The following is a 23,343-nucleotide window of genomic DNA, read 5'->3' on the forward strand; positions in this document are numbered from 1 at the left end:
GGTGCTTGCTCGTGTGCCGGGCGGCGTACTGCACGCACGGAGGCGTGGACCTACGCAACTCAGGGGCGAGGCATGCGGCTTGCGCGGGGCCGGATGCCGGACTTAGAGCCTCGCTACCGTCACCGAGTCGCGTCGGCGGAGTTCTTGACCACCCGGCCGCGCGGGGTGAGGGTCCACACCTCGTCGGGTGCTTCGCCCCGTTTCGGTGCGACCTGGGTGGCGGAGCGCCTCCACACGAGCAGATACGCACTGGGATCTGCGTCGGGGAAGTCTTCGGCCGGACTGTCGGCGAGGGACGTGCCGTATTTGACGCCGTCGTAATAGGTCGGGCCGTGGTGGTGGGTCACGCGGCGCTTAAGTGCCCGCTCGGGAACTTCCTGGTTCGGGGCGAACTCCATCGCGGTCAGATCGGTCGGCTTCTTCCGGCGCGACGGTATGAACGTGAAGTACACAGTCATCGGCGTGAGTTCCCCGGGTCGTTGAGAGCGGGCTGAGGTGATGTTGGGCTGTGCCCCACCGCGCCGCCGTGGGTGGCGGCAACGCGGAGAGGCGTTGCCGGTCGGGTCGGGCTGCTCGGCTTTCAGGCGTTCCGCAGAGCGCTCGGCGCGGCGGCGTACTTCACGCACGCGGGCATGGAGTCCCGCAGATCGGGGCCGCGCAGCCCGCGGCTTCCGCGGGGCAGAAGACCGCACTTGAGGCGCTCCCGGCCGTCGTGGAGCTGCTTGAACACCTTGTTGGCGCACCCTCCGCAGACGGCGGAGGGGTTGTCGAGATCGCTGCCCAGAAGCGGAACCCGGGTCGCGGGGTGCTCGCCGCGGTCGAGGTGCATGCGTATCGAGCCGCGGCCGGACCGAGCCGGGGCGGGGATCAGGGGCGTGGTCATGATGGAGGTCCTTCCGGGCGGGATGTATGTCGGGGCGGCGGCACCGAGGGCATCGGTGCCGCCGGGGGCTTGTGGTGCTACTTGGCCTTGCGCTGGTCGACTCGGTGGGCCTGTGATGCCGCTCGCATGACCTCGTCGAAGTCGAAGCCGAGGTCATGGGTGTAGGCGCGCAGATCGTTGAGCAGCACGTACAGCGCCTTCGAGAAGGTGGGGTAGGCGTCGTCTGCCATGTGCACGCGGAGGGCAGCAGCGGCGTCGCTCGCGTGCACGTAGTTGTCGAAGAGGTGGTCTTCGGCGGCCGAGTCGTCGGTGTTGGTGATCGGCCCGACGGACGGGGCGAGGTTCGGCATGGCGGCCAGTGGCCGTTCGTCGAGGCGCGCCCTGGCGTCGCCGTCGAGGCAGCGCTCGAAGTCGGCCCGCATGTGGCTGGCCAGGTGCATCAGGTCGGTGGTGACGTCCACAAGGGTCAGCCAGATGTCGTTGCTGCTCTGGCGGTAGGCGAGAAGGGCGGCGGCGACCTCATGGGCGACGGCAACGGGCATGACAGGGCTCCTGAACGGCAACGGGGTGGACGCGGCGTGGACTTGAAGGCCCGCCAGCGATGCGATCAATCTACACAACGAAAGATAAATAAGCAACATCATGGGGTTGATGAAGGCGGGTCCGGTCAGTCAGCCGTCCCCGCGTTCCACCTAGTTCGAGCGCTCAGCGCAACCTGTGGCGGCGCGGAGCTGCTCTACTCGTTCCCGCCGGCATCCCTGCGCGCTCGCAGTTCTCCAGGCGGCTGCCGACGGGGCATCGTGCCGACGAAGACCAGCAGCGCCCCCAGCGCCACTCCGGCTGTAATGATCGCGCCCACAACGCTGCCGGGCTCCAGTACCCACACACTGACCAGGGCGACGGCTGCACTCGGCGCGCCCCATCGGAGCGCCCAACGGCGCCATGGGCTCGGGCTCTTCCCGTCGACAACCGGCATCAGTTCCTCCTTCGTTCTGGATGCCGGCCGACACCTGCACCCGTGCGTGAATTGTGCGGCCCGGGAGTGCGGACGGCCCGGGCCGTGATCGGGTCAGGCGCAAAACTGTTCCCCGTCGAAGTACGCCCCACGGGCCATGCGGGTGTTGGGAAGGACGCCCGAGACGACCGGGGAGGGAAGGCCCGGGACGTCGACGAAGGTCGTGTATCGGTCCAGGAGCCGGGCGGCCACCCGGGTGTCGCCCCAACGGTGCCCGACCGCGTTCAGGGGGCCGAGGGCCACGTTCAGGTCGTTCATGATCGAGAAGCCGAGACCCTGGTAGTAGCTTTCCAGCTTCGGGAAGCAGTTAAGGGTCAGCAGCCCGTAGCCGGCGCGTGTGAAGCGGCGTACGGAATGCCGGATGAGTTCGGCCCCGATGCCTCGCCCGCGCTGATCGGGGTCCACGGCAACGGCGGTGATGATCGCGATTCGTTCCGCCAGAAGGTGCGCCAGCGGCACGTCGATGCCGGGATGGTCGAAGAGCCACAGCGGAGCGCCTCCCAGGAGGACGCCGAGCGTCTCGCCTTCATTGCTTTCGGCCACGACCATCAGGGCCCGGAAGTGGGAAAGGGGCCCTTCCTGCGGCAGGGACAGGTTCGGCCGGACCTCCTCGAACGCGTTGGGATCGTCGGGATTCACGTCGGCGAGGAGGCGCATGACGGCGTCGGCGTCGGTGGGCGCCGCGTCCCGGAAGGTGATGCCGGGCAGGCGCGTGCGAGTGGTACCCATGGAGGCTCCTGGGGGTGATGCGAGGCGCAGTACGTCGCCTCTGGTTGTGGGCCGCCGGAGGGGTCCTCAACGGCGGGCTCGGTCACGCTGGACCGGGGCGGGGTTCGGGCCGGGGCCGGGCCGACCGGAGCGGGCGAGCTGCCCGGACGGCCCGGAGTGCTGTGCGGAGGGGCCTCAGTAGATGTGGCGGCCGTCAGGAACGGTCTGTCCGATCAGGCGCCAGGGCGGGCCGTCATTGAGAACGCCCATCGGGCACCGATCCGGCCGATGCGTCGACAGGTCGGCCTCGATGGCCGTGTACCAGTGCTGCGTGAGCGGGCATCGCGTTCCGCGTGCGCATCCCGGCCGCTCCGCGACGAACACGTGGTACACGTCCGGAGAGGTGGGGAGGGACCGACGGAACGATTCGGCGATGCGCTTGCCGTAGGCCGCCTGACTCTCGCCCTGGTAGCGGCGCCAGACCTCCTTGCCATAGACAAACTGGGTCTGGCCGTCGCGGTCGAGCCGCCAGCGCAATGAGGAGCCGTAGCGCGGGCTGTCGGGGGACGACTCGTCTGCGCCCGCGGGCACCGCTCCGGTCATGTCGAGAACGGTCTGGCCGGTCCCGGCGAACGCCTGAGGCACGGCCAGCGCCCAATAGGTGGTGGCGCTCTCCTGCCACTGGTACGGCCTCCGCCGCTCGTGCTGTGTTCCCGCCTTGCGGCGCTTTATGAGCGGCTTGTTCCGCTTCATCTGTATCAGTCCCCGGATGCACTGGGACGGCGCGAAGCCTAGAGCTGCGCTCGTCAAGTGGGTTGGTGTGGTGGGGCGTTGGCCCGATCCGAGAGAAACAATACACACTGAAATGCGAATACGCAACAATCTAAGGAGTGTCCCCACCACGCCGTGCGAGCTCCGCCCCCGCTTGGAATCGGTCCCAGGCCAGCCGGCTGTCGACCGCGTCCTCGATCGCGCTCCAGACCAACCCCCGCGCGGGGTCCTCCGGAACGTGGGGCTCTCCACGGTTGCCCCGGATCACCGTGACCGTGTCGCCGACCGGCGGCCGGGCCCGGTGGACGAGGATGCAGGTGGGGGTTCCGTGGCCCGGAATGTAGGCCCCGGATGTGTCGATGATCCAGCGCGCGTCGAAGCGGGGCAGGAACTCGGTGACGTACCGCCTGCCGAACTCTCGCTTCATGAACGAGTTCGCGGTCAGCTGCGCCACGAAGCCGCCCGGGACGGCCAGGTGCTCGAGCATCAGCGCGGTGAAGGGCAGGGCCAGCGAGTACTTGCCGGCTGCCACCTGCGGGTACGCGGCGCGGACCTGGTCGCGGACGGTTGGGTCCTTCGGGGTGATGTACGGCGGGTTGGCCACGCACGCGTGGTAGGCGCCGGCGGCCAGCAGGGGCTCGGTGCGGTCCAGCAGGGAGTCGGCGGCGGCCACGTTGACGGGCCACGACGCCGGGACGCGGTCCAGGCTCACACCGAGGACGTGCGCCGAGCTCGCCAGGAGCCGGTAGGCGGTCAGCGCGGCGGCGTACGCGTCGAGGTCCACACCCGACACCGCAGCGAGCGCCCGCTCGACGGCCCGCGGCCCATGCCCGACCGGAGCGGGCCGGCGGCCGCGGACCGGCGGGACGCGGACCATGTGGAACGCGGCGACGGCGATGTGCCCGGTCCCGCAGGCAGGGTCGATCATCCGGACATCGGCCGGCCCCCACTCCTCCATCGCCGGCTCCAGCGACAGCCGCAGCAGGAGACGGGCGACCCAGGGCGGCGTCTGGCACAGGGCGCGCCCCTTGCGGGCCTCCTCGGACAGCAGCTGGTAGGTGTCGCCGAGCGCGTAGCCGTCCACGCGGTGCTCACCTTCCAGAGCGGGGTGCCGGTCCCAGAACTCCTCGATGGCAGCCCAGGCGGCCGCGCCGAGCGGCTGCTCCCACAGCGGCAGTACGGCCGGATCCAAGAGCGGGATGAGCGCGGGGTGGCAGTTGGCGAGGCTCTCCAGGGACTTCAGCAGGCCGCCCGGGCCCGGAGGGCGGTCGTCGGCCGGGGCCAGGACGTGGTCGTGGGCGTGCCGGACGAGGGCCGCGGCGTGGATCCAGAGGGCGGCCGTGCGCCGGTCGCCGGTGTCGCGCGTGACCGTGGCGGTGAGCTTGTCGTAGGCGCCGGGTGGAAGGGTGCGGGTGGTCATCTTTCCTCGCAGGGCTCGGGTGCTACTGGCTGTCGGTCATCGCGGCCCAGACCTCGGCGAAGGCAGGGCGGGCCTTGTCCTGCACGCCGGCGGGGGCGGTCACGTAGAAGTCCTCGACCGTCCCGTACGTCTTGGAGTCCGGGCGGACGCGGGTGCGCACGCGGGCGATGCCGGCGCCGTGGGCGTCCGTGGAGTGCTCGACCGGGCGGTTCAGCGCCGTGGCCGCGGTGGTCAGGAAGGTGCCGGCTTCGGTGCGGCTGCCGGTGCGGACGGTTTTCACCGACCGGTAGACGGTGCCCTTGATGCCGTTGTCGCGGCATTCGGGCTTGGCGCATCGGTCGCCGTGATCGGTCTTGCACTCGGGCCGTCGGCCGGCGGTGTAGACGCGCTGCACCCGGTAGACCGCCCAGGGCTCCTCGTCCAGCCGGGCGTTGAACTGGCCGAGCGCCTCGGTGTTCTGGTCGTGGGTGACCCGCCGGAACAGGGTGTCGTCCTTGTAGAGGGAGCTGTTGTCGTTCAGGGCCATCGACAGGTACTCCAGGCGCAGCACGCGCGCCGCGAGGTCGGGGTACTTCCGCAGCCGCTTCAGGTGGTCCGGCTGCGGCGAGCACACCCCAGAGAACGGGCAAACAGGACAATATGACTTGGACATGTCGATCCCGAGGCGGTCCTTGACGTAGCCCTGCACGTCCTTGCGGCCCCAACCGAGCCGGAGCAGCGGGTAGTCCAGAGCGAAGGTCTGGCGGCCGGCCCTTTCGTTGCGCTCGGCCTGGGCTTTGTTGGCCTTGACCGCGCGCTTGCGCTCGTCGGCGTTGTAGCCGAACAGCTTGCCGACCGTCTGGCCGCCGGCCTCCCGCAGTTGAAGATCATCAATGGCGAAGGCCTTGAACTTCTGCGCGCACTTGTGCCCGCCCGCGTACTGCGGAACGGTGCCGTTGGCCTCCAGCTCGTCCATGAGGGTCCACTGGCCGCGGTCGAAGACCTTGCCGGGATTCGTGGTGTCGGAGAGGACCTGGACGCCGGCGGACTCCAGGTGGCCGGCGCGCGCGACCTGCGTGTACCGGATGCCCTTCTCCCGCAGCAGCGGCAGGACGTGGTTCTCGACGTCGGAGATCGTGTCGGGAAACTCGAAGCCGGTCATCGCCGTCACGATCGAGAAGTCGGAGAAGTCCGTGGCGACCCCGAAGGCAGCCGGTTCGTTGATGATCGCCAGGGCCAGCGCCGTCGAGTCGACGCCGAGACCGAAGTTGAGCGACTTGTGCTTCGTCGCGCGGAAGGATTCCAGAGCGTCGGCGGAGGCGACCTCGGCCGGGGCCGGCACGCCGGAGGACGACGCTGCGGGGCCGGCCTTGTCGAGGTCGGGTGCGAACAGGGCGAGGGAAGTCATGGGTGTACCTGTGGGGGAGGGGCGGGGGGGGGGGGGGGGGGGGGGCCGCCCCCCCCCCCCGCGGGGGGGGGGGGGGGGGGGGGGGGGGGGGGGGGGGGCCCCCCCCCCGCCGAAGGAGAGGGGGATCAGGGCTGGGACTTCGCGGCGCGTGCAGCGTCGACGCCCGCGGGGGTGAGGAAGGGCCGGTGCTTCGGGCCGGTACGGCCGTCGTCGCCGTCGGTGGGCTGCGGGGTGCCGTCGGCGTCCCGGTACTCGACGAGCGCGAGACGGGTGAGGGCGGCGGCGGTTGGCCAGCTGACGTCCCGCAGCGCGCCGTCCTCGTCCGCGGAGTCGATGGCCGCCAGCTGGGAGTCGTTCAGGATCGCCCGCCGCCCGGCGCCGGTGATGAAGTACGGTCCGACGCCCTGCGCCTGCGCCAACTCCGCCGGCAGCCGGAAATCGTCGCCGTCGTTGCGGTAGACCAGGCCGTCGTCCAGGTAGACCTGGAGCGTGGTACGGCTGCCGTGTGACGTGAGGTGCCCCGATGGATGGGCACATGCGGCACGGAGGTGCTGGGGCGCTGGCGGGTAGGACTTGGCTTTGACGCTCATCGCGGGCCCTCCAGCGCGAGAGTCGGCACCGCGGAGAGCGCTGCCGCCTGCGCACCGATCGCCGCCGCCTTGAACTTGATTCCGCAGCCGGAGCGCTCGCACTCCTCCGTCGCCCGCGGGTTGGGCCACCGGCAGTCCGGACAGCTCCACATCAGCCCCGCCGAGACCGCCACCGAGGAGATCACGGCCCTCTGCTCCAGGTCGGCAGCGTCCAGGAGCTGCTCCAACACGGTGGGGTGCGGGGCGTGGTGGTGACTGTGGTCGTCGAGGACGACGGTGTCCTCGACGACGACGCGCAGCGGTACGGTCCCGTCCGGCCGAACGACGTGCTCGGGGTCGGCGCTGTCGAGGTGGACCGAGACCCGCACGACACCGTCCTCGGCGTCCACGTAGCCGAAGACGAGCACACCGGCCACCTCGATGCACGACGGTCCGTCGTCATCGGCGGCGTAGAAGACCGCGCCGCGATTGAGGCCATCGGCCGTCACGGCGTCGGGGAAGGCGAAGTTCAGGGGAACAATCCGAGAGCGGTGCGGCCGTCCGATCTCCTCCGAGTACAGCTCGAAGCCCTGATCGGGCACCGCGTCGCCGTCGGCACCGTAGTAGAGGTCGATCGCCTCCACGTCGTTGGCCGGAGGCTCATCGGGCACGTCGCCCTGGCCGCCCACGTTGGCCCAGTTGCTGCGCACGTGCGTGGCGAGCTCATCGAGGGCAGCGCCCCTCGTGGCGTACGGCGCCGTGGAGTCCTCGTGTCGCGTCCAGATGCGCAGCATCCACACCTGCTCGCCCGGGCGAGGCGCCAGGAAGGCGGAGACGGCCGGGGACCGACGGCCGCCGGCCTCGGCGACGATCTCAGCGTGAACGCGCCGGGCGAGTTCACGGTACGGCGACGGCAGTTCGGCGACGGCCTGTGAGTGGGCCAGGGCGCCGGCGATGCGCACCAGTTTCTCAATGTCAGAGGGGCGGAAGCGTTCAGCGAGCATGGTCATCCTCGTAGGTGGCAGAGCCCGGCGGCCACGGGCGGGCCCGCCGGGCGTAGAAGTTGGGAGTGCTAGATGCCGAGCGCCTGGAGCGCCGCCACCAGGGCGAGGGCGCGCTTTCGCTCGGGGGACACCCGAACGCGGCGGATGCGCTTCGGGTCGGAAGGAAGCTGAATGCCCACGGCACCGCCGCGGTCATCCCGGCGCAGCGCGTACTGGTCCGCCGAGAGCATCCACGCGTCCCAGTCGTCGGCCTTGCGCCCGGCACGCACCTGGGATTCCGCGGTGGGGGCCGTGACGGGGCAGGAACACGCCGGGTCGTCGCACGGACGGCCCGCCGGATGCCGGGCGATGACGCCGCCCGGACGGTAGGTGGCGCTGGTGCCGTTGAGCATGGGGCACGCCTTCTCCGCATACATCAGGCACGGCGGGTGGAGTGCCGGTTCCGGCGCGTACCCGACGCTCACGTCCTGCGGGCGGAGCAGCACGTAGAACCACCGCTCCAGCGGCCGTTCGCAGATCTGACACAGGCTGTTCTCGAAGGCCCGGGCGCGCCTACCCGGGTGAAGCCGGCCGAAGACCGGCAGGCCGTTGTGCTCGAACGAGACGTACGGGACGACCAGGCCGCCACGGGTGGGACGGTGCGCGCACGCCGCGGGAATCGCCGGGACGCTCACTGCGGACCACCACCGGCGAGCTCCCAGGAGGGGCGGGCGAGCTCGACCAGGAAGGTGTAGGCGGATTCGCTGGCCTGGAGCAATCGGACGACCGGGAGCTGCCGGTACTGGTCGAGGAACTCTCCGATCGTCAGCGCGGTGTGGTGCGCGTCGTCCGAGTAGTTGCCGTTGCCGAAGGAGACCAAGCGCTCGCCCTGGTGCTGCGGCCACGTGTAGGCGGCGAGAAGCTCGGCCTGGCTCCAGTTGTTCGGGTTGGCGCGGACCTTGACGAGCTCGGCGCCCGGCACCAGCTCCCTGAGCGAGTCGAGGGGCGGCGTCCGGTGCGGTTGGGGGCTGCTCAGGACCATGGCGGTCTCCCAGTTCGAGGCGGGCGCTCGTGGCCCGGGCGGTGAGTTGAAGGGCTGCGGGATTCGCCGCGCAGCGGTGCAGCGGCCTGACAGCCGCCCTCACAAGGCCGGCGAAAGCCGACGTACGGGTTGTGAAGGAGAGGGCGGCCGATCGACCAGACACCACACGTTACACATTGAAACCTAAATACGCAACACGATGGCGTGGGGTGTTCCCTCATCCCCGCATGACACGGCGAACCGGGCCCTCAGCAGCGCCACGCACAGCGCGCGGATTCCTCCCTGCTCCCACAGCGCCTGGGACTCCGGAACCGCAGCCGGCCACCACTGCACCGATACGCCGTGGCGCACCACGTCGACGGCGACTCCGTACCCGTCGTCCTTGCTCCAGTCAGCCATGCGCACATGCGGGCGCAGCACCTCAACAGCACCCTCGTGGAGGCGGATCGCCTCCTCCTTGGCGCTGCGCGCGGCCCTTCGCAGGGCATGGGCCTGGGTGGCGGACACCGGTCGGTAGACGGTGCTGGCCTCCTCGTTCTCCGCGATGACGACCAGGGCTCCCCCCTGCGCCGCGAGCACTCGGTCCCGGCCGACTTCGGTGACCAGTTCGAGCAGCTGTTCCGCGGAGACGACCGTGTCGGGTCCGCTCTCGGGAACGGCGGAGGCCCGGTAGTGCCCGTGCCGCACGAGGTCCAGGGCGTGCCTGACGGCCAGCATGGCGCGGGCCAGCTCGGTGGAGCCGGGCTGCCCGTTCGCGGCGTAGCGGGTCAGCCGCTGGTGGACCAGGGCCGCTTCCCGCTCGTCGGGTTCGTCGAACTGGCTGGGGAGCACCTCCCGAATGGCGAGGTCGATCACCTGCGTCAGGTAGCCGGCGCCGAAGGACCTGCGGCGGAGCAGGCGAAGCGCCAGCTGTTTGGACGAGCTGGCAAGGACGGTGGCTGGAGCCTCGGACACGAGGTGACTCCTCCCTGATTCGCCGGTCACGAGCCGGGCTGGTGGATGTACGCGATCCACGCCTCGTACTCGGCGGCGCCGAGCACGGGGGGCGGGACGATGGGGGCGCGCCCGAAGCACCGGTCACAGGGATGTGCGCCCAGTTCGGCGCCGGTGGCATCCCCTCGGCGGCCTGGCAACGCTGTGCCGCAGACGGCCAGGTCCGCCGGAGTTGACGGGTCCAGCCTCAGATGCAGGTCCTGGCCGTGAAGGACCGGGCGGACCACGACGCCCCCGGCTTCGGAGTCGGGGCCGAAGTGCCGCGCCAGAAACGTGACGGCACGGGCGTGGGCGGACTGGGCTCGCTCCGCCAGAGTCCGGGTGTCATCCGGCAGTTGTTCGACGGCGCGCAGAGGCTGCCGCATGTCTGCCGTCAGACGGTCGACGAGGGCCCGCCCCTCGGTGAGGAACTGCGGCGCGTCGCCGCGGGGGTCGTCGCTACGCGGGCCGACCCAGATCCAGGACAGGGGCACGAACGCGGCCAGCTCGCTCAGGAGTCCGTACCGGCGGCTGACAGCCCAGGTGGCGTATGTGGCGCACGGCCGGTGGGTGCAGGAACCGGCCGGCGCCTGGCAGGCGCGCAGCTCGAAGCGGAAACCGAGCTCGGTCGCGGCAGTGTGAAGGATGCCGAGCTCCGCCAGCGCGCCGCTCTGTTGCGGCCTTGCCCACCAGGCCGGTACGCCGCCGACCGATGGGCCGGGTTCGGTGCTGTGCCCGAGCCCCTGCGCCTCCCCTGAGCGGGCGGAGGCCAGAGTTCGGTGAGCAGAGACGACGCGGGCGCCGTCGATCACGAGATAGGTCATCAGGGGATCTCTCCGATTCGGCCGGGCGTAGCAGCGCCCGGCCGTCGAGATGGAAACGCCAGAGGGACGGGGGTCCGGCGAAGGGGATCAGGCGAGCGACTTCATGGCCTTGGCGGGCTTCTTCGGCGCGGCCTTCTTGGCAGCCGCCTTCTTCGCCGTGGTGGCGGAGGCGGCGCCGCCGGTGAGACTGCCCTTCGGGGCCTTCTTCACGGCCACCTCGCTGCCCTTGGGCAGCTTCTTCGCGCCGCTGACGAGGTCCTTGAAGCCCTGCCCCGGGCGGAATCGGGGAACGGAGGTCTTCTTGACCCGCACCCGCTCACCCGTCTGCGGGTTGCGGGCGTACCGGGCCGGGCGGTCGACCTTCTCGAATGCCCCGAATCCGGTGACGGAGACGCGCTCTCCGGCGACAACGGCGCGGAGGATGGCGTCGAGCACGTGGTCGACGGCGTCGGCGGCCTGCTGACGGCTGCCCATCTTCTCTGCGACCGCTTCGACGAGCTGGGCCTTGTTCATGGCTGAACTCCTGTGCATGTAAGGGGATTTGGGAGCCAGGCGTCGGGCGCTGGCATGGGGCCCGCGAAGGGAGACGGGGCGCGTCGTACGGAGTGGTGCGAGCGCCTCCGACAACCACCACAGTACACACGAAAAAAAGAACACGCAACGCTAATCGTCATGTTGACGAGAGAGGTGGGGCCGTGTCACTCTGACGTAGCGACAGCGGGTTGGAGCGCCAGGCGAGTTGATGCCGCGCTCCCCGCCACCGCCTTCCTCAGACCATCCACGCGGTACATGACCTCGGGAGAACACCCGTGAACACGAAGCTCGTTGACTCCACCGCCGCCACCCCGATCCCGGCGTCCCACCCGCTCAGCATCCACGCCACTGACCGCGCAGCCGGTGTCCTTCTCGGAGCCGCGTGCGGAGACGCGTTGGGCGTGCCCTACGAGTTCGGCCGCCGACTGACCGCCGACGAGCAGCCCGCCATGATCGGCGGCGGCCTGGGCCCGTACAAGCCGGGCGAGTACTCCGACGACACGCAGATGCACGTGTGCATCGCCGCAGTCGCCGCCACCGGCGCCGACCTGACCAGCGACGGGGCGCTCGACCAGATCGCCCGCAACTTCCACCGGTGGCGTGACGGCGGCGCGAGCGATATCGGGAACCAGACCCGCAGCGTGCTCGGCGCCGCGAAGGCCCACAAGACGGGGACACCCGCACAGGCCATGCTGGCGGCAGCCGACGCCTACACCGCGCGCACCCGGTTCAGCGCGGGCAACGGCTCCCTCATGCGGACCGGCATCGTCGCCCTCGCCTACCTGGACGACGTCGAGGGAATGGTCAGGGCAGCCACCATGATCAGCTCCCTCACGCACTCCGACCCCGAGTGCGCCGAGGCGTGCATCCTGTGGTGCTCCGGCGTCCGCATCGCCGTACTCGAAGGCACCTTCGACGGCGTCCGCCAGGGTGTATCGCTCCTTCCCGCAGACCGGCAGGAGATCTGGCACGCGAGGCTGGACGAGGCCGAGGCGAACCCGCCGCACCACTGGGAGCGGAACGGGTACGTGGTCACCGCTCTCCAGGCCGCGTGGTCCGCCATCACCCGCACGCCCGTCCCCGACCTGGCGCCGGAGCGCGACTCGTTCCCCGCCCAGCACTTCCAGCTCGCCACCGAGGCGGCTGTCCGCGCGGGCAACGACACCGACACCGTGGCCGCGATCGCAGGCACCCTTCTCGGGGCGCGCTGGGGCGTTTCTGCCATCCCGCTCGACTGGCAGCGGGCGGTGAACGGCTGGCCGATGATGTCCGGCCCCGACCTCGTCCGTCTGGCCGTCCTGACCGCCCGCAAGGGTGACGACGACAGCGACGGCTGGCCTTCGGCCCCGCGCGTCAAGATTCCCGCCTATGCGGGTGCGGCCTTCACAGTGGCTCACCCGGAGGACCCCGGGGTCATCCTCGGCAACCTCCCGATGACCGAGTTCACCGGCACCCCGCCGGTCGACGCCGTCGTCTCCCTGTGCCGCATCGGGCAGGACCCGGTCTTCTCCCGGATCGACGCTGAGCATGTCCGCGTCTGGCTTGTCGACAAGGAGGGCGCGAACCCCAACCTCCACTACGCCCTTGACCAGGCGGCCCGCCAGGTCCTTCGGCTCCGGAAGGAAGGGAAGCGCGTCTTCCTCCACTGTGTCGCGGGCCGCTCGCGCACCCCCGCCGTGGCGGCGGCCTACAGCACGCTCTTGGGAACGGACCCACACACCGCCCTGACGGAAGTCTGGACGGTCCTGGGCAAGCACTGGACCCTCCTGGCGCACCCGCAGCTCCACGACGCCGTCTACGAACTGGCAGGGCAGCCGCCGTACCAGCCGCAGCCCCGCCCCCGCCGTAGCCTCTTCTTCCGCAAGCGCGGTTGATTCCGGCACGGTGCGTGGCACCGCTGAAACCAGGGGCGCGGTCTCCGGCGGAGACCGCGCCCCTCTCGGTGCGCCGTCAGCTCGTCAGCGCCCCGTTAGGACAGACACAGCGACCAGATGCAGATGCACCCGGAGCCCGTCGGCCATATGGCCGACGGGCTCCGCGTTTCCGGGCCATCTGCGCAGCCCGTGGCCCCCGCCGGAACCAGACTTCGGACAGGCCGATCGCCTGGCAGGGCGACGCGCTTGCGGCGCGGCCCGGGGCCCGGTCGCGCGCGCCATGGGGGCCGGCGGGCTTCCCGCCGGCCCCCGGCCGTGCCTCGCGCACCCTCTATGCCCTGGCGTCGAAGTTGCCGGACCCCCTGCGGCTGAGGACGAAGTCGTAGACAGTCCGGCGGTACCAGTGGTCTTGAAGGACCCGGGGCTTTCCGCCGTCCCCGGCCGTCCGGTCGGCGAACGGGACCTGCCCGCGGGCGTGGTAGGCGTGGATGGTCTCGCGCGCGAGGGGTTCGCCGCGGGTGGCCATGCCCAGCACCTCGGCGAAGTCGTAGATGTCCAGCAGGTCCAGGGGGTCGCCCTCAGGCAGCGGGTTGACCAATGCCGGCCCGGTGCCCTTGGCGGCCGCCCATACGTGTGGGCGGTGCTCCTTCACCCACGCGTCGACCGCGTGCGCGGCATACGTGCGCGGACGGGTGCGCAGGGGCGTCGGGAAGGCCCGGCGGATGACCTTCTTGCCGTCTCGCTTCTCCTTGACGCTGATCCACTGCAGCCCGGTGCGCTCGGAGACGCCATACCGCGGGCCGATCATCTCCGCGGTCAATTCCGTCTGCTCACCGCGGGCTTCGGACACCGACTCATCCGCCGGCTCGACCTGGACGTCGGCAGAGGAGTCGGCTGCCGGCGTCTCGGGCCACGCCTGACCCGTCAGTTCCGTACGACGCTGGGCCGCGGTCCAGGACCGCCGGCGGTTGTGCCGGACCCACTCGTCCACCTCGGCCGCGCTGTAGCCGTTCTCGCCGGCCTCGGGGAACCCCTCAACGCGGGTCCACCCCCTGGCCGTCTGACCGCTCACGCTGTACGTGCTCGCGATGGCTTGGGCATCGACGTACCCCGTCCGCGCGGTGGAAGCACGTTCCGAGCTCTCGCCGGCGGCTGCAGGGGCCAGTTCAGCGACCGCCGGCTCCTCGGACGTCTTCTGGCGGCGCATGCGACGAGGCCGGTTCACGAACTCGTATGCCGTCTCGCGGAACCACATGCGTTCCGTCACCTCCGGCCGCTCCCCGTCCCCCGGCTTGCGGTCGGGCCCCGGCATCTTCTTCCGGGAAATGTACGTCCGCAGGGTGACCTCGGGCACCGGTTCCTTCCGCCCGAGGGCCTTGCCCTCCCAGGCGGCGATGTCCGACAGCTTCACCAGGTCCTTCGGACCGCCCTCAGGCAGGCCGTACGGGTTGTCCGAGTCCTGCCCCTGCGCCCAGTAGACCGGGAGGTTCTCGCGCAGCCAGTCGTCCACCAGCGCAGCGTCGCGGACCAGGGTTCGCCCAGGACCGGACGGCCATCCCTCCGGAAAGCCCTCGAGCGTGACCCAGTAGGCCACGTTGGCTTCGTTGACCTTGTACTTGGTCGCGATGTCCTGCGAGGTCACAAGTTCATCGGCGTCGGCGGGAATCACTGATACTCCTTGTCGGACCGGCAGTGAACCCGCAGGCCGTAGTCGTGGCCCCGAGGGTGGGGGCCTGGGTGGAACGAGCTTGAGCTGTGACCGGCATCGCCGGCTCCTCTCCGCGCCGGCGCCCTCGATCGTGCAGGGGCAGGCGCTAAAGTACATCACGTTTGGCTAATAGACAACGTCAGTGCCCGTGGGGGCGCCTTCGGGGAGGGGCGGTGATCCGCCCCTCCCCGAAGGCACCCCCACGTGAGCGGTCAGTGCGCGAGGGCAAAGTCCTGGTCCGTGCCCGAGTTCTTCGCGCGGAGCTTCTTGTCGCGCGCCCGCTGAAGGCTGCCGAATGTCTCCTGCCCTTGCTTCTTGAGAAGGTGCGGGATCCGATTGGCCGGGATTCCCACAAGAGGGGACTCGCTGAGAACAGAAAGGAGGTCGGATTCGGTCTGGTCGGTGTAGTCGGCGGCGATCAGCGCCTCCACGGTCGGGAAAACATCTGCGTGCCGCTCGGTCTTCAGGTCGATGAGGTGATCTTCCTGCCCGCCCAGGCTCCAGCACCAGAGGAAATTTTCGGGTGCATCGTCCACAACCAGCCGACGAAAGCGGCTGATTTCCTTGGTGTAGCAGTAAAAACGAACTCCCGGAGAATTCCTCATGATGCGCGTCCAGGTGAGGACGTATTCATCGGAGAAAAACTCACCTGAATCATGCAAGCGAATCCACTTTCCGTCGTATCGCTTGTGGCCGAGTTCTTCCGTCATTCGCCTCTCGAACTCTTCAGGGGTGTCCCGGCAGAGGAGAAGATTGCGAATGTGAGCTGCGCGGACATTCTTGAACCGGTACGTGCCGACCCGGGCGTAGCACAACGGGGCGCACACGCCCGCCTGGGGGCAGACGTTGAAATGACTGCCGTCAGGCATTTCGATCACAAAAGCCGGAAGCGTCCAGTTGAATACGCCGATCCTCCTCAGGTCCGAGTTCTGGGTGAGGAGCCGCTTGGGCTTGGTGCTGCCGGTCGTGTTGTTCTCAGACATCTCGTTCCTCGTGCTTCGAAGGGGAGGAGTGGGTGGGTGAAGTGCCGGGGCAGCCGGCGTGGGGGCGGACGCACGCGTGGATTCCCAGCGCGGTCACGCCGCCGTCGGCTCTCGCGAGCACGGCGAGTCCTTTGGCGATGGCGGTGCGCGCACTGCGCTGGTGGTGGCCGCCGTACTGCGCGTCGTCGCCGTGGCTGGCGATCAGGTCGGCGGCTCGCACCGAGACGCGCGCAATCTCGAACTCCGGGAGGTCCCGGAACTCGGCGATGCACAGCGGGACCATGAACAGCAGCCACGTCACCCACGCCGGTGACGCCGAAGTCGGGGCGTCTTTGCGGACGTCGACGACCCGGCCGAAGGGGCCGTGTGCGTCAGGGGCGGGCTGGGGGGCCGGCTCGTGCTGCACAGGTTCTTTGCCGGCGGAGGGGCCGGGTTTTGCTGTCGTCATGGTGAGGTGCCGCTTCATGCAGGGCGCCCCCGGCTGCATCAGCCGGGGGCGCCAGTGGGCAAGGGGGGAGCGCGATCAGTCGCCGCGTGCGAGGCAGCCCGCGGCGTGCGCGGGGGAGGTACGGAGGCGGGGGGATCCCCCGAGCGTGTCGCGGGCCTGGAGGAGGTAGTCGCCCAGGTCCTCAAGGGAGTTGATTTCCTCGGCGGGAACCGGCGCGCCGCACCGCTCGCACGGGGCGAGGAGGTCGAAGACGAGGCGGCGGCGGTCGTCGTAGCTCGCGAGGAAGGTCAGCGTCCTGTCCGCGAAGGGGATGGACAGCGCCACCGCGGGGAAGTGCTGGCCGTCCGCGACGAGCGGATGGATGTCGTCGTCCTTGGCGCGGATGCTGACCGGGCGGTTGAGGGAGCGCAGCGAGAGGCGGTGGCGCAGCACCGCCTCCACCCAGTGCAGTTCGGCGTCCTGACTGTGGAGGGCCGGGTCCGGGCCGATCTGAGCGGGCTGACCGGTCCGGGCGCGCTTCACCGCGGCCGTAACGGCTGCGTTCTCGACGTAGTTGAAGGGCTTCTTCATGGTGCTCGGCATGGGGTCTCCGAGAAGGGTCAGGCCCGTGATCGGCACGCTGGCGCGTGTCAGGGTCACCAGGGCTGGAGTCGATGGCCGCGAACTGCGGCTCCGGCCGGCGGGGTCTTCCCCGTCCGACACGCACCACGATACATATTGAAAGACGAATACGCAACGCATCGCTTGAAGTGACGGCCGACCAGCTGCTGCTCCTGGGAGAGCAGCAGCGCGGCCGGCCGGTGGACGCCGGACTACGCCGGCGAGGCGGTGAGCTGTCCGACCTGGTCGAGCAGGAGCTGGGCCCGGGCGAACGCGGCTGCCTTGTGACCGTACGACGGAACGACCAGGTGCATGGTCTCGTGAGCCAGCGCGCGGTCCGCTTCCTCGCGCGTCGTCACCAGCTGGAGGTTGACGGCCATCAACGGCACCTTCAGCCGCGCGCTCTTCGGGCCCAGATACACCTGGGCTGCGTAGTGCGAGAGGAACGGCATGCCGCTGATCGACGCGTACGCCGCGAGGTCCAAGACGAGGTGGAAGTCTCGCTGCGAGACGGAGGCGAACTGCTTCGCTCGCCGGCGCAGCCAATGCACGTCGACAGGCAGGTTCCGCTCGTCCTCCGGCAGCGGGCTCCGCAGTTCGGCGTGCCGCTGCTCCGTTACCGGGTGGGCTCGATCTGCCATGTGCTTCCTCCTCTCGGGCGCAGTCTGGACCTTGCGTCGATGCCGGTCGGCATGCGGCCGGCGCAGCGAGACCTCCCGGTTCCTCTGCGCGGCCGCCGGGGCCTCGAGGCCATCATGCCAACACGCCCCTTGCTCGCCTCTTCGGTGCCGGCGCCGGGACCCTCATGCGTACCGTCCATGCCATGAGTCGGCGTCCAGGCGCTTGAGCGCGGCGTCCTCGTCGGGGGCGAGCCGGTTGGTGAAGTCGTCCCAGTGGATCAGCTGCTCCAGCTCAGGGCCGTCGGCCGGCTCGATGCGTGCTCGCTGCCCACTGGTCAGGTCTATCTCCACCCCGTCGTCGACAAGGGTGCCGCGAGCGCAGGTCAGGGAGCGCCGGCGGGTGGCGTTGAGATTGAACAGGTAGCCGCCGCCGTTGTCCTCGCCGCCGACCAGCGGCCGGATCCACAGAACCTGCTCTGGCTCATCCTCGTCCTCGACCCGGTGGTGCCGGGCGAGGGCGGCGCGGAAGACCTCCGTCCCGTCCGGGTCCCACACGATCAGGCGCGCGCCGGCGTCCACCGGGTCGCCCGTGTGGCTGTGGTTGCCCGCGACCAGGTCCGAGAATCGCTGTCGCCACTGCTGTGTCATTCGATCGCTCCTTGTCAGCTGTAGTCGTCGGTCGTGCACAGGACATCCTCAACGGCCTTCCCGCCCATGTGGGTGATGCCACGTGAGGCGAGGGAAGCGAGGATGGTGGTGCGCTCCGCGGCGGTGTGGCACACGATCCGGCTGGGCGCCTCCGCTCCGAACAGGTCGAGCCCGTTCCTGAACATGACCTCGTTGCCGGCGGCGGAGAATTTCGCGATCTTCATCGGGTCGCGGGTGATCGCGCTCTCGTTGTAGTTGTGGTGCGCGGGGTTGATGGCGCCGAAGTGGTCGCCGTTGTAGGCGTAGTAGTCACTGCGTCGCATCAGCACGCTCGGGTCGTCCCAGATCAGCATGCCGCCGCTCGGCTGACTGGGAGTCTTCTTGACCCGCAGGAACACGCTGTTGGCGCCGCCAGTCATCTTGTCGGCCTGCTCGCTCATGCCGAGTCCGCCGCCGATGCCCATGACGGCCCGCTTCTCCGTGGAGGCCAGTACGCCGGTTCCCAGGAGACTGGCGAGCGCACCGCCGTGGAGACCATGGGTCAGGGACCTCCCCTTGAACGCCCCCTGAATCTCGGCCTGCTTCCCCGTCACGTCGAAGCGAGACCACGTCAGCCACTTGCCGGACGTCGACGGTGTCGGCTCGTAGCCCGGGCTGGCCGCCAGTGCGGCCCCGTCCGAGAATCCGGAGGCCTTGGCCACGGCGTCCCGGACGACCTCAACCTTCATCGGCAGCACCTTGTGGGCGGCCTCCAACTGGATCCGCTTCATCGCCGTCTGCAGGGCCCCGCTGTCGAGGCCCATGAGGGTCTCCATCCGCTGGTGCACGATCTCCTGGACCTGAAGGTCCTGAAGTCCCTGAGCCGTGTCCATGGCCGCCTGCATGCCGGCGGCCCCACCGAGCCCCTGCGCCTGGATGTTGTTCGACAGGTACGTCCACTCACCCTCGGCCGCGGTCATCGGCTTGTTCATCAGGTGGAGTTGCTCCAGGCGCTCCACGAGGTCCTTGCCGTGGCCGGCGCCGGCCGGGGCGTGGACTTCGAGCTGCCCGCGAAGCGAGAACTCCGTGTGCTTCGGGTCGTTGTCCTTGTACGGGCGGTAGACGGCGGTCCAGCCGTCCCCCATGTCGATCTCGTACTCGGTGCCGTTGGCGGAGCTGCGGGTGACGCCGTCCCAGGACGACTGGCCCGTCTCCGGGTCAAGGGACGCCTTGATCCGGCTGGCCTTGCGGACCTTCGCGGCGAGCGTGCCGGGCTCCGGCTCCCCGTTGGGCACCGGTATCTGCTTGGTGACCATCTTGGTCTCGGTCACCTCGTAGGCGTCCATCCACGGCATGACCGACCCGCCGTTGTCGATCTTGTCCTTCACGACGTTCAGCTGGTCCATGTAGTGCTGGGCCATGGCCTTCTCGTCGTCGCTGATCGACGGGTCGCTCAGGACGGCGGACACCGCGTCGACGGCCGCCTGGTGCTTGGCGATCGACGCATCCGACATCTCGGAGCCGGTCTTCAGCTTGTGCTGCACCGAGCTGACCGCGGTCTTGGTCAGCTCGGCCAGCTTCTTCTCCTTGTCGAGGTCGAGGCGCTCCTTGACCTCCTCCTCCACCTGGATCTCCTCCATGTGGGTGCCCGGGATGCTCAGCGCGTCGAGGAGCTTCTCCTCGGCCTCCTCGGATATGTGCGTGAGCAGCACCTCCCGCGGGCCGTCCGGCGAGTCATAGGCGACCAGGGTGGCTTCGGAGTTGATGAAGTCGTCCCCGCCCACGAGGAGCGGCGTGCCGGTCGGCTCGCCGACGGGGGGCGCGGCCGGCACCGGCGTCAGCGGCGGGTCCGTCTCCTCCTCTTCCTCCTGGACCTCCTCGATGTCGTCGGCGTGGAGCAGTCCAGCCTCCTCCGCCGGCGCCTCCTCAGCGCTGCCCTGCAGCTCCCCCTCGGCCGCGAGGCCCTCGGGCTCGGCCGAAGCCTCCTGGAGTTCCTCCTCGGGTCCGGTAGCGGACACGTCAGGCTCAGGTGCGGGTTCGGCGCCCGGAAGCGCGTCGAGCTCCGCCGGAGCGTCCTCGGCAGCGGGAGCTTCCGCAGGGAGAGCAGGTTCGGCAAGCAGCTGAGAGAGCTCCAGCTCCTCGAGCTCGGGGATGCCCGTGCCTCCCGCGGCCGCGCCCGTGAGGTCGGTCCCCTCGGCCGCATCCGGCGCTCCGGTGATGTCCGGCGGCGCGGTGGGTGCCTCGGCGATCGCGGTGGGGCTGACCGCGTAGCTCTGGTGGCTCGACTTGGATCCGGTTCCCATCAGCTACCACCGCCGTGCTTGAGGGAGGCGCCGGAGGGCAGACCCATCTGCTTGACGAAGAAGTCGGCGAAGTTCTGACGCAAGTTGTTCTTCCTCTCGACTGCGTGGTCCAGGAACGCCGTGGCGATCTGGGCGTGCGTGACCTGGGACTGCGGGACTTTCAGCGCCTTGGCCGCCTTGCTGCGCATCTGCGGCACCCACGCCACGCCGGCCTTGACGCCCTCGTGCGCGGTGGAGTGCAGGATCGAGCGCAGCTGTGCATCCGGCATGGACTCGAACTTCTTGATCACCGGGTGCGCGGCGGCAGGACTGATCTTGACGCCCTTGGCCAAGCCGCCTCCCAGGGCTGCTTGGTAGAGCTTCTGGTGGATCGGGGTGAAGCCGCCGCCGCCGCTGGGGGCGTAGTCGACCGACAGCTTGTCCAGGCCGTAGTGCTTGAAGGCCTGCCCGCGATCAATCTGCACGAGGCCGCCCGAGGGCGTGGCCAGCCAGTTGTTCTGGTGACCGTCGTGCTCGCCGACGAACCAGGAGCCCACGTGCGACCGGACGATCGCGTCGACCTGGGACTGCGTCCACTGGCTCGGGCTGGACGTGAACGGCTTGGCGTCCTTGAGCAGCGGCTGGATGGAACCGGCCGTGCCGTCGGCCTTCTTGTGGTGGTACACCGGCACTGCCGGCACGCCGCCCAACGACAGGACTTGGGACGCGGCGGCCTCGGTGTGGCCCAGGGCCCCGCCGTGGTTGTGGTCGGCCTTGAACATCCACTGCGAGCCGTCCGGGCCGGCATGGACGGTCTTGGCGTACGTCCCGCCGAGATTCGACACCTTGGTACCCGCGCCGAAGGACCAGCCGGCGACCTCCTTGGGATCGATGTAGGCCGGGACGTCCTGGCTGGTCGCCTTCGCTTGCTGGACCTCGGCCATCAGCGCCTGGATGTTCGCGTTGAACGACCCCGGCTTCGGCGCCTTCGCTGGCTTCGCTGCGGTTGCGGCCGGCTTGGGCGTGGCGGTCGCGCCGTTCTTCGGCAGCTTGCTCGCCAGGGCCTGGACCGCCTCGTCGGAGGCCAGACCCCCATCGGACTTCGCCGAAGGTGCCACGGCGGCTGCCGACTTGGCGGCCTTGGCCGCTTCCTTCTTCGCGACGTCCGCGTTGACCTTGTCCTTGATGGCCTGCTGGTCGTACTTCTTGTTGAAGCTCGCGGCGATGTAGTTCTGGACCTGGGCCCGCGTGGCCTTGCCGTTGTTGTCCATCCCCAGCTCGGCCGCGACGGTGCGCAGGTCGGCGAGCTTCTGCTTCCCGGCCCACGTCTTGAAGTCGCTGGTGATCTCGTTGGGCTGGAGGTACTTCCCCGGTCCGAGGGCCGGGTGCTCGGCGTACGGGGTGTCGCTGGCACCGCCTTGCTGGGTGTAGGCGTACCAGCCGTTCACGCCCGTCTGCATGTCCCGGACGTCACCGGCGTTCTTCGCCCACGCGGCGATCGCCTGCGGCGCGCCCGGATCGCCCGCAGGCGGCAGGTTGAGCGGCTGGTCCCCACCGGGAGCCATCGCAACGTGGGCGGCATAGCCGGCGTCGAGGTTCGCCAGCTGCTCCTGCCTCTTGGCCGCCAGGGCCTTCAGCGACTCCACTTCGCTTTCCGGCGTGGAGGGCCGCATGAGTGCCACGAGCTGGTGACCACCGAGGTGCTGCGCCTCGGTCTCGCTCAGCTTCCCCGAGGCGAGAGCCTCCTGCACCAGCGGCTGGACGTCCTTCGGCGCCACGTACGTGTGATGGAGAGCTTCGTCGACCACCGCCTTGGCCTCGGCCTTGGCCTTGGCCAGGTCCTCGCCGAGCTCAGGACAGTCGGCCGACGCCAACTTCTGCTCGGCGGCCAGCATGGCCTGCAGGGCCTCGGCCCTCTGCTCCTGAGACTGTGGCCCGTAGGTCTTCTTCGCCTCGTTCCAGGCTTCGATCGACGCGGTCACCGCCTGGGCGGAGGCCGCGACCTCGTCCGGCGTGGCCTTCCAGGCGCCGCCGCTGAGGGGCGGCTCGGTTCCCTCGAGCTCGTGCAGGTCAGCCAGCGTCATTCCGCCGACCGTCTTGCCGGCGAGCAGCTCGTTGTACCGGTTGAGAGCGGCGGCCTGGATCTTCGCCTTGGACGGGATGTCGCCCGGGTACGCGGGGTCGAGCCAGTGAACCAACGGGTGCTGGCCCTTGCCGGACAGGCCCACCAGCGCCGGGTGTTCGAAGCCTTTGGCCTCGGCGATCTCGCGCAGGTCGTCCTCGTCGAGCGAGTTCAGGTAGGCGAGGGTCTGCGCCTTCAGCGCCTTGGTATGGGCCTCGATCTCCTCGTCGGAAGCGCCCGCCTCCTTCAGCTTCTCGATGGCCTCCTGAGCCTGCTCGACCTGGCCGACGAAGGCGTCGTACCGCTCGACGGGGTCCGTCGGGACTTCGTCCTCGGGGTCGAGGGCGAACGGCGGGTCGGTGATCTCCTCCATGAGGTTCATCGCCATCAGGAGGTCGGCCTTGGCCTTGACTTCCTCGTCGGACATGGGCTGCGCCGGCGCTTCGGCCACCACGTCGTCCGCCTCGGACGCGGTGGTGGGCCCTACGGCGTAGGAGGCGTGCGAGGACTTGCTGCCCGTGCCCATCAGCTGTCACCCCGCAGCGGGAGCGCAGGGATGACCTCGGCGAGCAGTGCATCCAGGACGAGGTCGGCGGCGTGGGTGAGGTCGAGCGCGCCATCGGGAACGTCGACGGGCTCAATCGCGCACACGCCGCCGGACTGCGCGATCCAACGTTCGATGTCCTGGCTGGTCGTAGGCGCGCTCAGGCGCTCTCGCCAGGGGTCGGCAGCCTCGTAGACAAGTGGGACCCAGCGCACGACCGGTGCGGACTGCTGCTGGCCCTCGTCGAGGCCGAGAACGGCGACGGGGTCGACCGGGAGGCCGAGCGCGGGGTGCCAGACGAGCAGGATCCACAGGCGCCAGGCGGGAGCGGCCGTCGGCGTCTGCGTCGTCTCGGCATCAGGGTGGTTGGTGTCGGTCGTCATGGAGGCTCCTCCCGTAGGTGCTTTCACCTGCTACAGGTGTGGGA

Annotated in this window: 24 protein-coding genes and 1 pseudogene; 1 reads left to right on the forward strand and 24 read right to left on the reverse strand. The window is 69.8% G+C overall.

The window, feature by feature from the left end; all coding sequences use genetic code 11:
- Positions 1–119: 119 nt before the first annotated feature.
- From ACF07B_RS41535 to ACF07B_RS41605, 15 genes and pseudogenes are all read right to left on the reverse strand, one after another.
- Positions 120–458, reverse strand: coding sequence for a hypothetical protein (locus tag ACF07B_RS41535; RefSeq protein WP_392182763.1), 339 nt, complete (start codon positions 456–458; stop codon positions 120–122).
- Positions 459–580: 122 nt separating this feature from the next.
- Positions 581–883 (reverse strand): hypothetical protein, encoded by a 303-nt coding sequence (locus ACF07B_RS41540; protein ID WP_024127017.1) that lies wholly within the window; start codon positions 881–883, stop codon positions 581–583.
- Positions 884–960: 77 nt separating this feature from the next.
- Positions 961–1,425 (reverse strand): hypothetical protein, encoded by a 465-nt coding sequence (locus ACF07B_RS41545; RefSeq protein ID WP_024127016.1) that lies wholly within the window; start codon positions 1,423–1,425, stop codon positions 961–963.
- Positions 1,426–1,619: 194 nt separating this feature from the next.
- The gene (locus ACF07B_RS41550; protein ID WP_024127015.1) at positions 1,620–1,859 is read right to left on the reverse strand and encodes a hypothetical protein; all 240 of its coding nucleotides are present in this window, start codon (positions 1,857–1,859) and stop codon (positions 1,620–1,622) included.
- A gap of 93 nt (positions 1,860–1,952) precedes the next feature.
- A complete protein-coding gene (locus ACF07B_RS41555; protein ID WP_392182764.1) occupies positions 1,953–2,627 on the reverse strand; it encodes a GNAT family N-acetyltransferase in 675 nt (224 codons plus the stop codon).
- A gap of 174 nt (positions 2,628–2,801) precedes the next feature.
- On the reverse strand, positions 2,802–3,359 hold the full coding sequence (locus tag ACF07B_RS41560; protein WP_024127013.1) for a hypothetical protein: 558 nt from the start codon (positions 3,357–3,359) through the stop codon (positions 2,802–2,804).
- A 130-nt stretch (positions 3,360–3,489) separates the two neighbouring features.
- The gene (locus ACF07B_RS41565; RefSeq protein ID WP_392182765.1) at positions 3,490–4,797 is read right to left on the reverse strand and encodes an Eco57I restriction-modification methylase domain-containing protein; all 1,308 of its coding nucleotides are present in this window, start codon (positions 4,795–4,797) and stop codon (positions 3,490–3,492) included.
- 22 nt (positions 4,798–4,819) lie between these two features.
- Complete coding sequence (locus ACF07B_RS41570) at positions 4,820–6,184, reverse strand: hypothetical protein (RefSeq protein ID WP_392182766.1); 1,365 nt, start codon at positions 6,182–6,184, stop codon at positions 4,820–4,822.
- 125 nt (positions 6,185–6,309) lie between these two features.
- Positions 6,310–6,774: a hypothetical protein gene (locus tag ACF07B_RS41575; RefSeq protein WP_229878011.1), complete on the reverse strand. Its 465-nt coding sequence runs from the start codon at positions 6,772–6,774 to the stop codon at positions 6,310–6,312.
- Complete coding sequence (locus ACF07B_RS41580) at positions 6,771–7,757, reverse strand: hypothetical protein (RefSeq protein ID WP_392182767.1); 987 nt, start codon at positions 7,755–7,757, stop codon at positions 6,771–6,773. The genes ACF07B_RS41575 and ACF07B_RS41580 overlap by 4 nt, the downstream gene beginning before the upstream one ends.
- A 68-nt stretch (positions 7,758–7,825) precedes the next feature.
- Complete coding sequence (locus ACF07B_RS41585; RefSeq protein ID WP_392182768.1) at positions 7,826–8,431, reverse strand: hypothetical protein; 606 nt, start codon at positions 8,429–8,431, stop codon at positions 7,826–7,828.
- Positions 8,428–8,778, reverse strand: coding sequence for a hypothetical protein (locus ACF07B_RS41590; protein WP_392182769.1), 351 nt, complete (start codon positions 8,776–8,778; stop codon positions 8,428–8,430). The genes ACF07B_RS41585 and ACF07B_RS41590 overlap by 4 nt, the downstream gene beginning before the upstream one ends.
- Before the next feature lie 183 nt (positions 8,779–8,961).
- Positions 8,962–9,732 (reverse strand): hypothetical protein, encoded by a 771-nt coding sequence (locus ACF07B_RS41595; protein WP_392182770.1) that lies wholly within the window; start codon positions 9,730–9,732, stop codon positions 8,962–8,964.
- 26 nt (positions 9,733–9,758) lie between these two features.
- Positions 9,759–10,574, reverse strand: coding sequence for a hypothetical protein (locus ACF07B_RS41600; RefSeq protein WP_376265135.1), 816 nt, complete (start codon positions 10,572–10,574; stop codon positions 9,759–9,761).
- A gap of 90 nt (positions 10,575–10,664) precedes the next feature.
- Positions 10,665–11,087, reverse strand: a pseudogene (locus tag ACF07B_RS41605) (HU family DNA-binding protein); the annotation flags it as partial.
- A gap of 296 nt (positions 11,088–11,383) precedes the next feature.
- Between ACF07B_RS41605 and ACF07B_RS41610 the strand changes: the two are divergent.
- Positions 11,384–12,982: an ADP-ribosylglycohydrolase family protein gene (locus ACF07B_RS41610; RefSeq protein ID WP_392182771.1), complete on the forward strand. Its 1,599-nt coding sequence runs from the start codon at positions 11,384–11,386 to the stop codon at positions 12,980–12,982.
- 331 nt (positions 12,983–13,313) lie between these two features.
- Here the strand turns inward: ACF07B_RS41610 and ACF07B_RS41615 are convergent, their stop codons facing one another.
- The 9 genes from ACF07B_RS41615 to ACF07B_RS41655 all read right to left on the reverse strand — a co-directional run bounded on the left by ACF07B_RS41615 (position 13,314) and on the right by ACF07B_RS41655 (position 23,299).
- Positions 13,314–14,651, reverse strand: coding sequence for a hypothetical protein (locus ACF07B_RS41615; RefSeq protein WP_392182772.1), 1,338 nt, complete (start codon positions 14,649–14,651; stop codon positions 13,314–13,316).
- A 251-nt stretch (positions 14,652–14,902) separates the two neighbouring features.
- Positions 14,903–15,673, reverse strand: coding sequence for a hypothetical protein (locus ACF07B_RS41620; RefSeq protein ID WP_392182773.1), 771 nt, complete (start codon positions 15,671–15,673; stop codon positions 14,903–14,905).
- Positions 15,666–16,121: a hypothetical protein gene (locus tag ACF07B_RS41625; protein ID WP_392182774.1), complete on the reverse strand. Its 456-nt coding sequence runs from the start codon at positions 16,119–16,121 to the stop codon at positions 15,666–15,668. The genes ACF07B_RS41620 and ACF07B_RS41625 overlap by 8 nt, the downstream gene beginning before the upstream one ends.
- A gap of 75 nt (positions 16,122–16,196) precedes the next feature.
- Complete coding sequence (locus ACF07B_RS41630; protein WP_190149015.1) at positions 16,197–16,703, reverse strand: hypothetical protein; 507 nt, start codon at positions 16,701–16,703, stop codon at positions 16,197–16,199.
- A 230-nt stretch (positions 16,704–16,933) separates the two neighbouring features.
- Positions 16,934–17,362 carry a hypothetical protein gene (locus tag ACF07B_RS41635; protein WP_024126979.1) on the reverse strand — a complete coding sequence of 143 codons (429 nt, stop codon included), beginning with the start codon at positions 17,360–17,362 and terminating at the stop codon, positions 16,934–16,936.
- Between the two features lie 162 nt (positions 17,363–17,524).
- Positions 17,525–17,989: a hypothetical protein gene (locus ACF07B_RS41640; protein ID WP_392182775.1), complete on the reverse strand. Its 465-nt coding sequence runs from the start codon at positions 17,987–17,989 to the stop codon at positions 17,525–17,527.
- A gap of 14 nt (positions 17,990–18,003) precedes the next feature.
- On the reverse strand, positions 18,004–20,271 hold the full coding sequence (locus ACF07B_RS41645; RefSeq protein ID WP_392182776.1) for a hypothetical protein: 2,268 nt from the start codon (positions 20,269–20,271) through the stop codon (positions 18,004–18,006).
- Positions 20,271–22,898 carry a hypothetical protein gene (locus ACF07B_RS41650; RefSeq protein ID WP_392182777.1) on the reverse strand — a complete coding sequence of 876 codons (2,628 nt, stop codon included), beginning with the start codon at positions 22,896–22,898 and terminating at the stop codon, positions 20,271–20,273. Before ACF07B_RS41650 ends, ACF07B_RS41645 begins: the two co-directional genes overlap by 1 nt.
- Positions 22,898–23,299: a hypothetical protein gene (locus ACF07B_RS41655; protein ID WP_392182778.1), complete on the reverse strand. Its 402-nt coding sequence runs from the start codon at positions 23,297–23,299 to the stop codon at positions 22,898–22,900. The genes ACF07B_RS41650 and ACF07B_RS41655 overlap by 1 nt, the downstream gene beginning before the upstream one ends.
- Between the last annotated feature and the right edge of the window lie 44 nt (positions 23,300–23,343).

It is taken from the genome of Streptomyces sp. NPDC015532, from assembly GCF_043078065.1.
Lineage (GTDB): Bacteria > Actinomycetota > Actinomycetes > Streptomycetales > Streptomycetaceae > Streptomyces.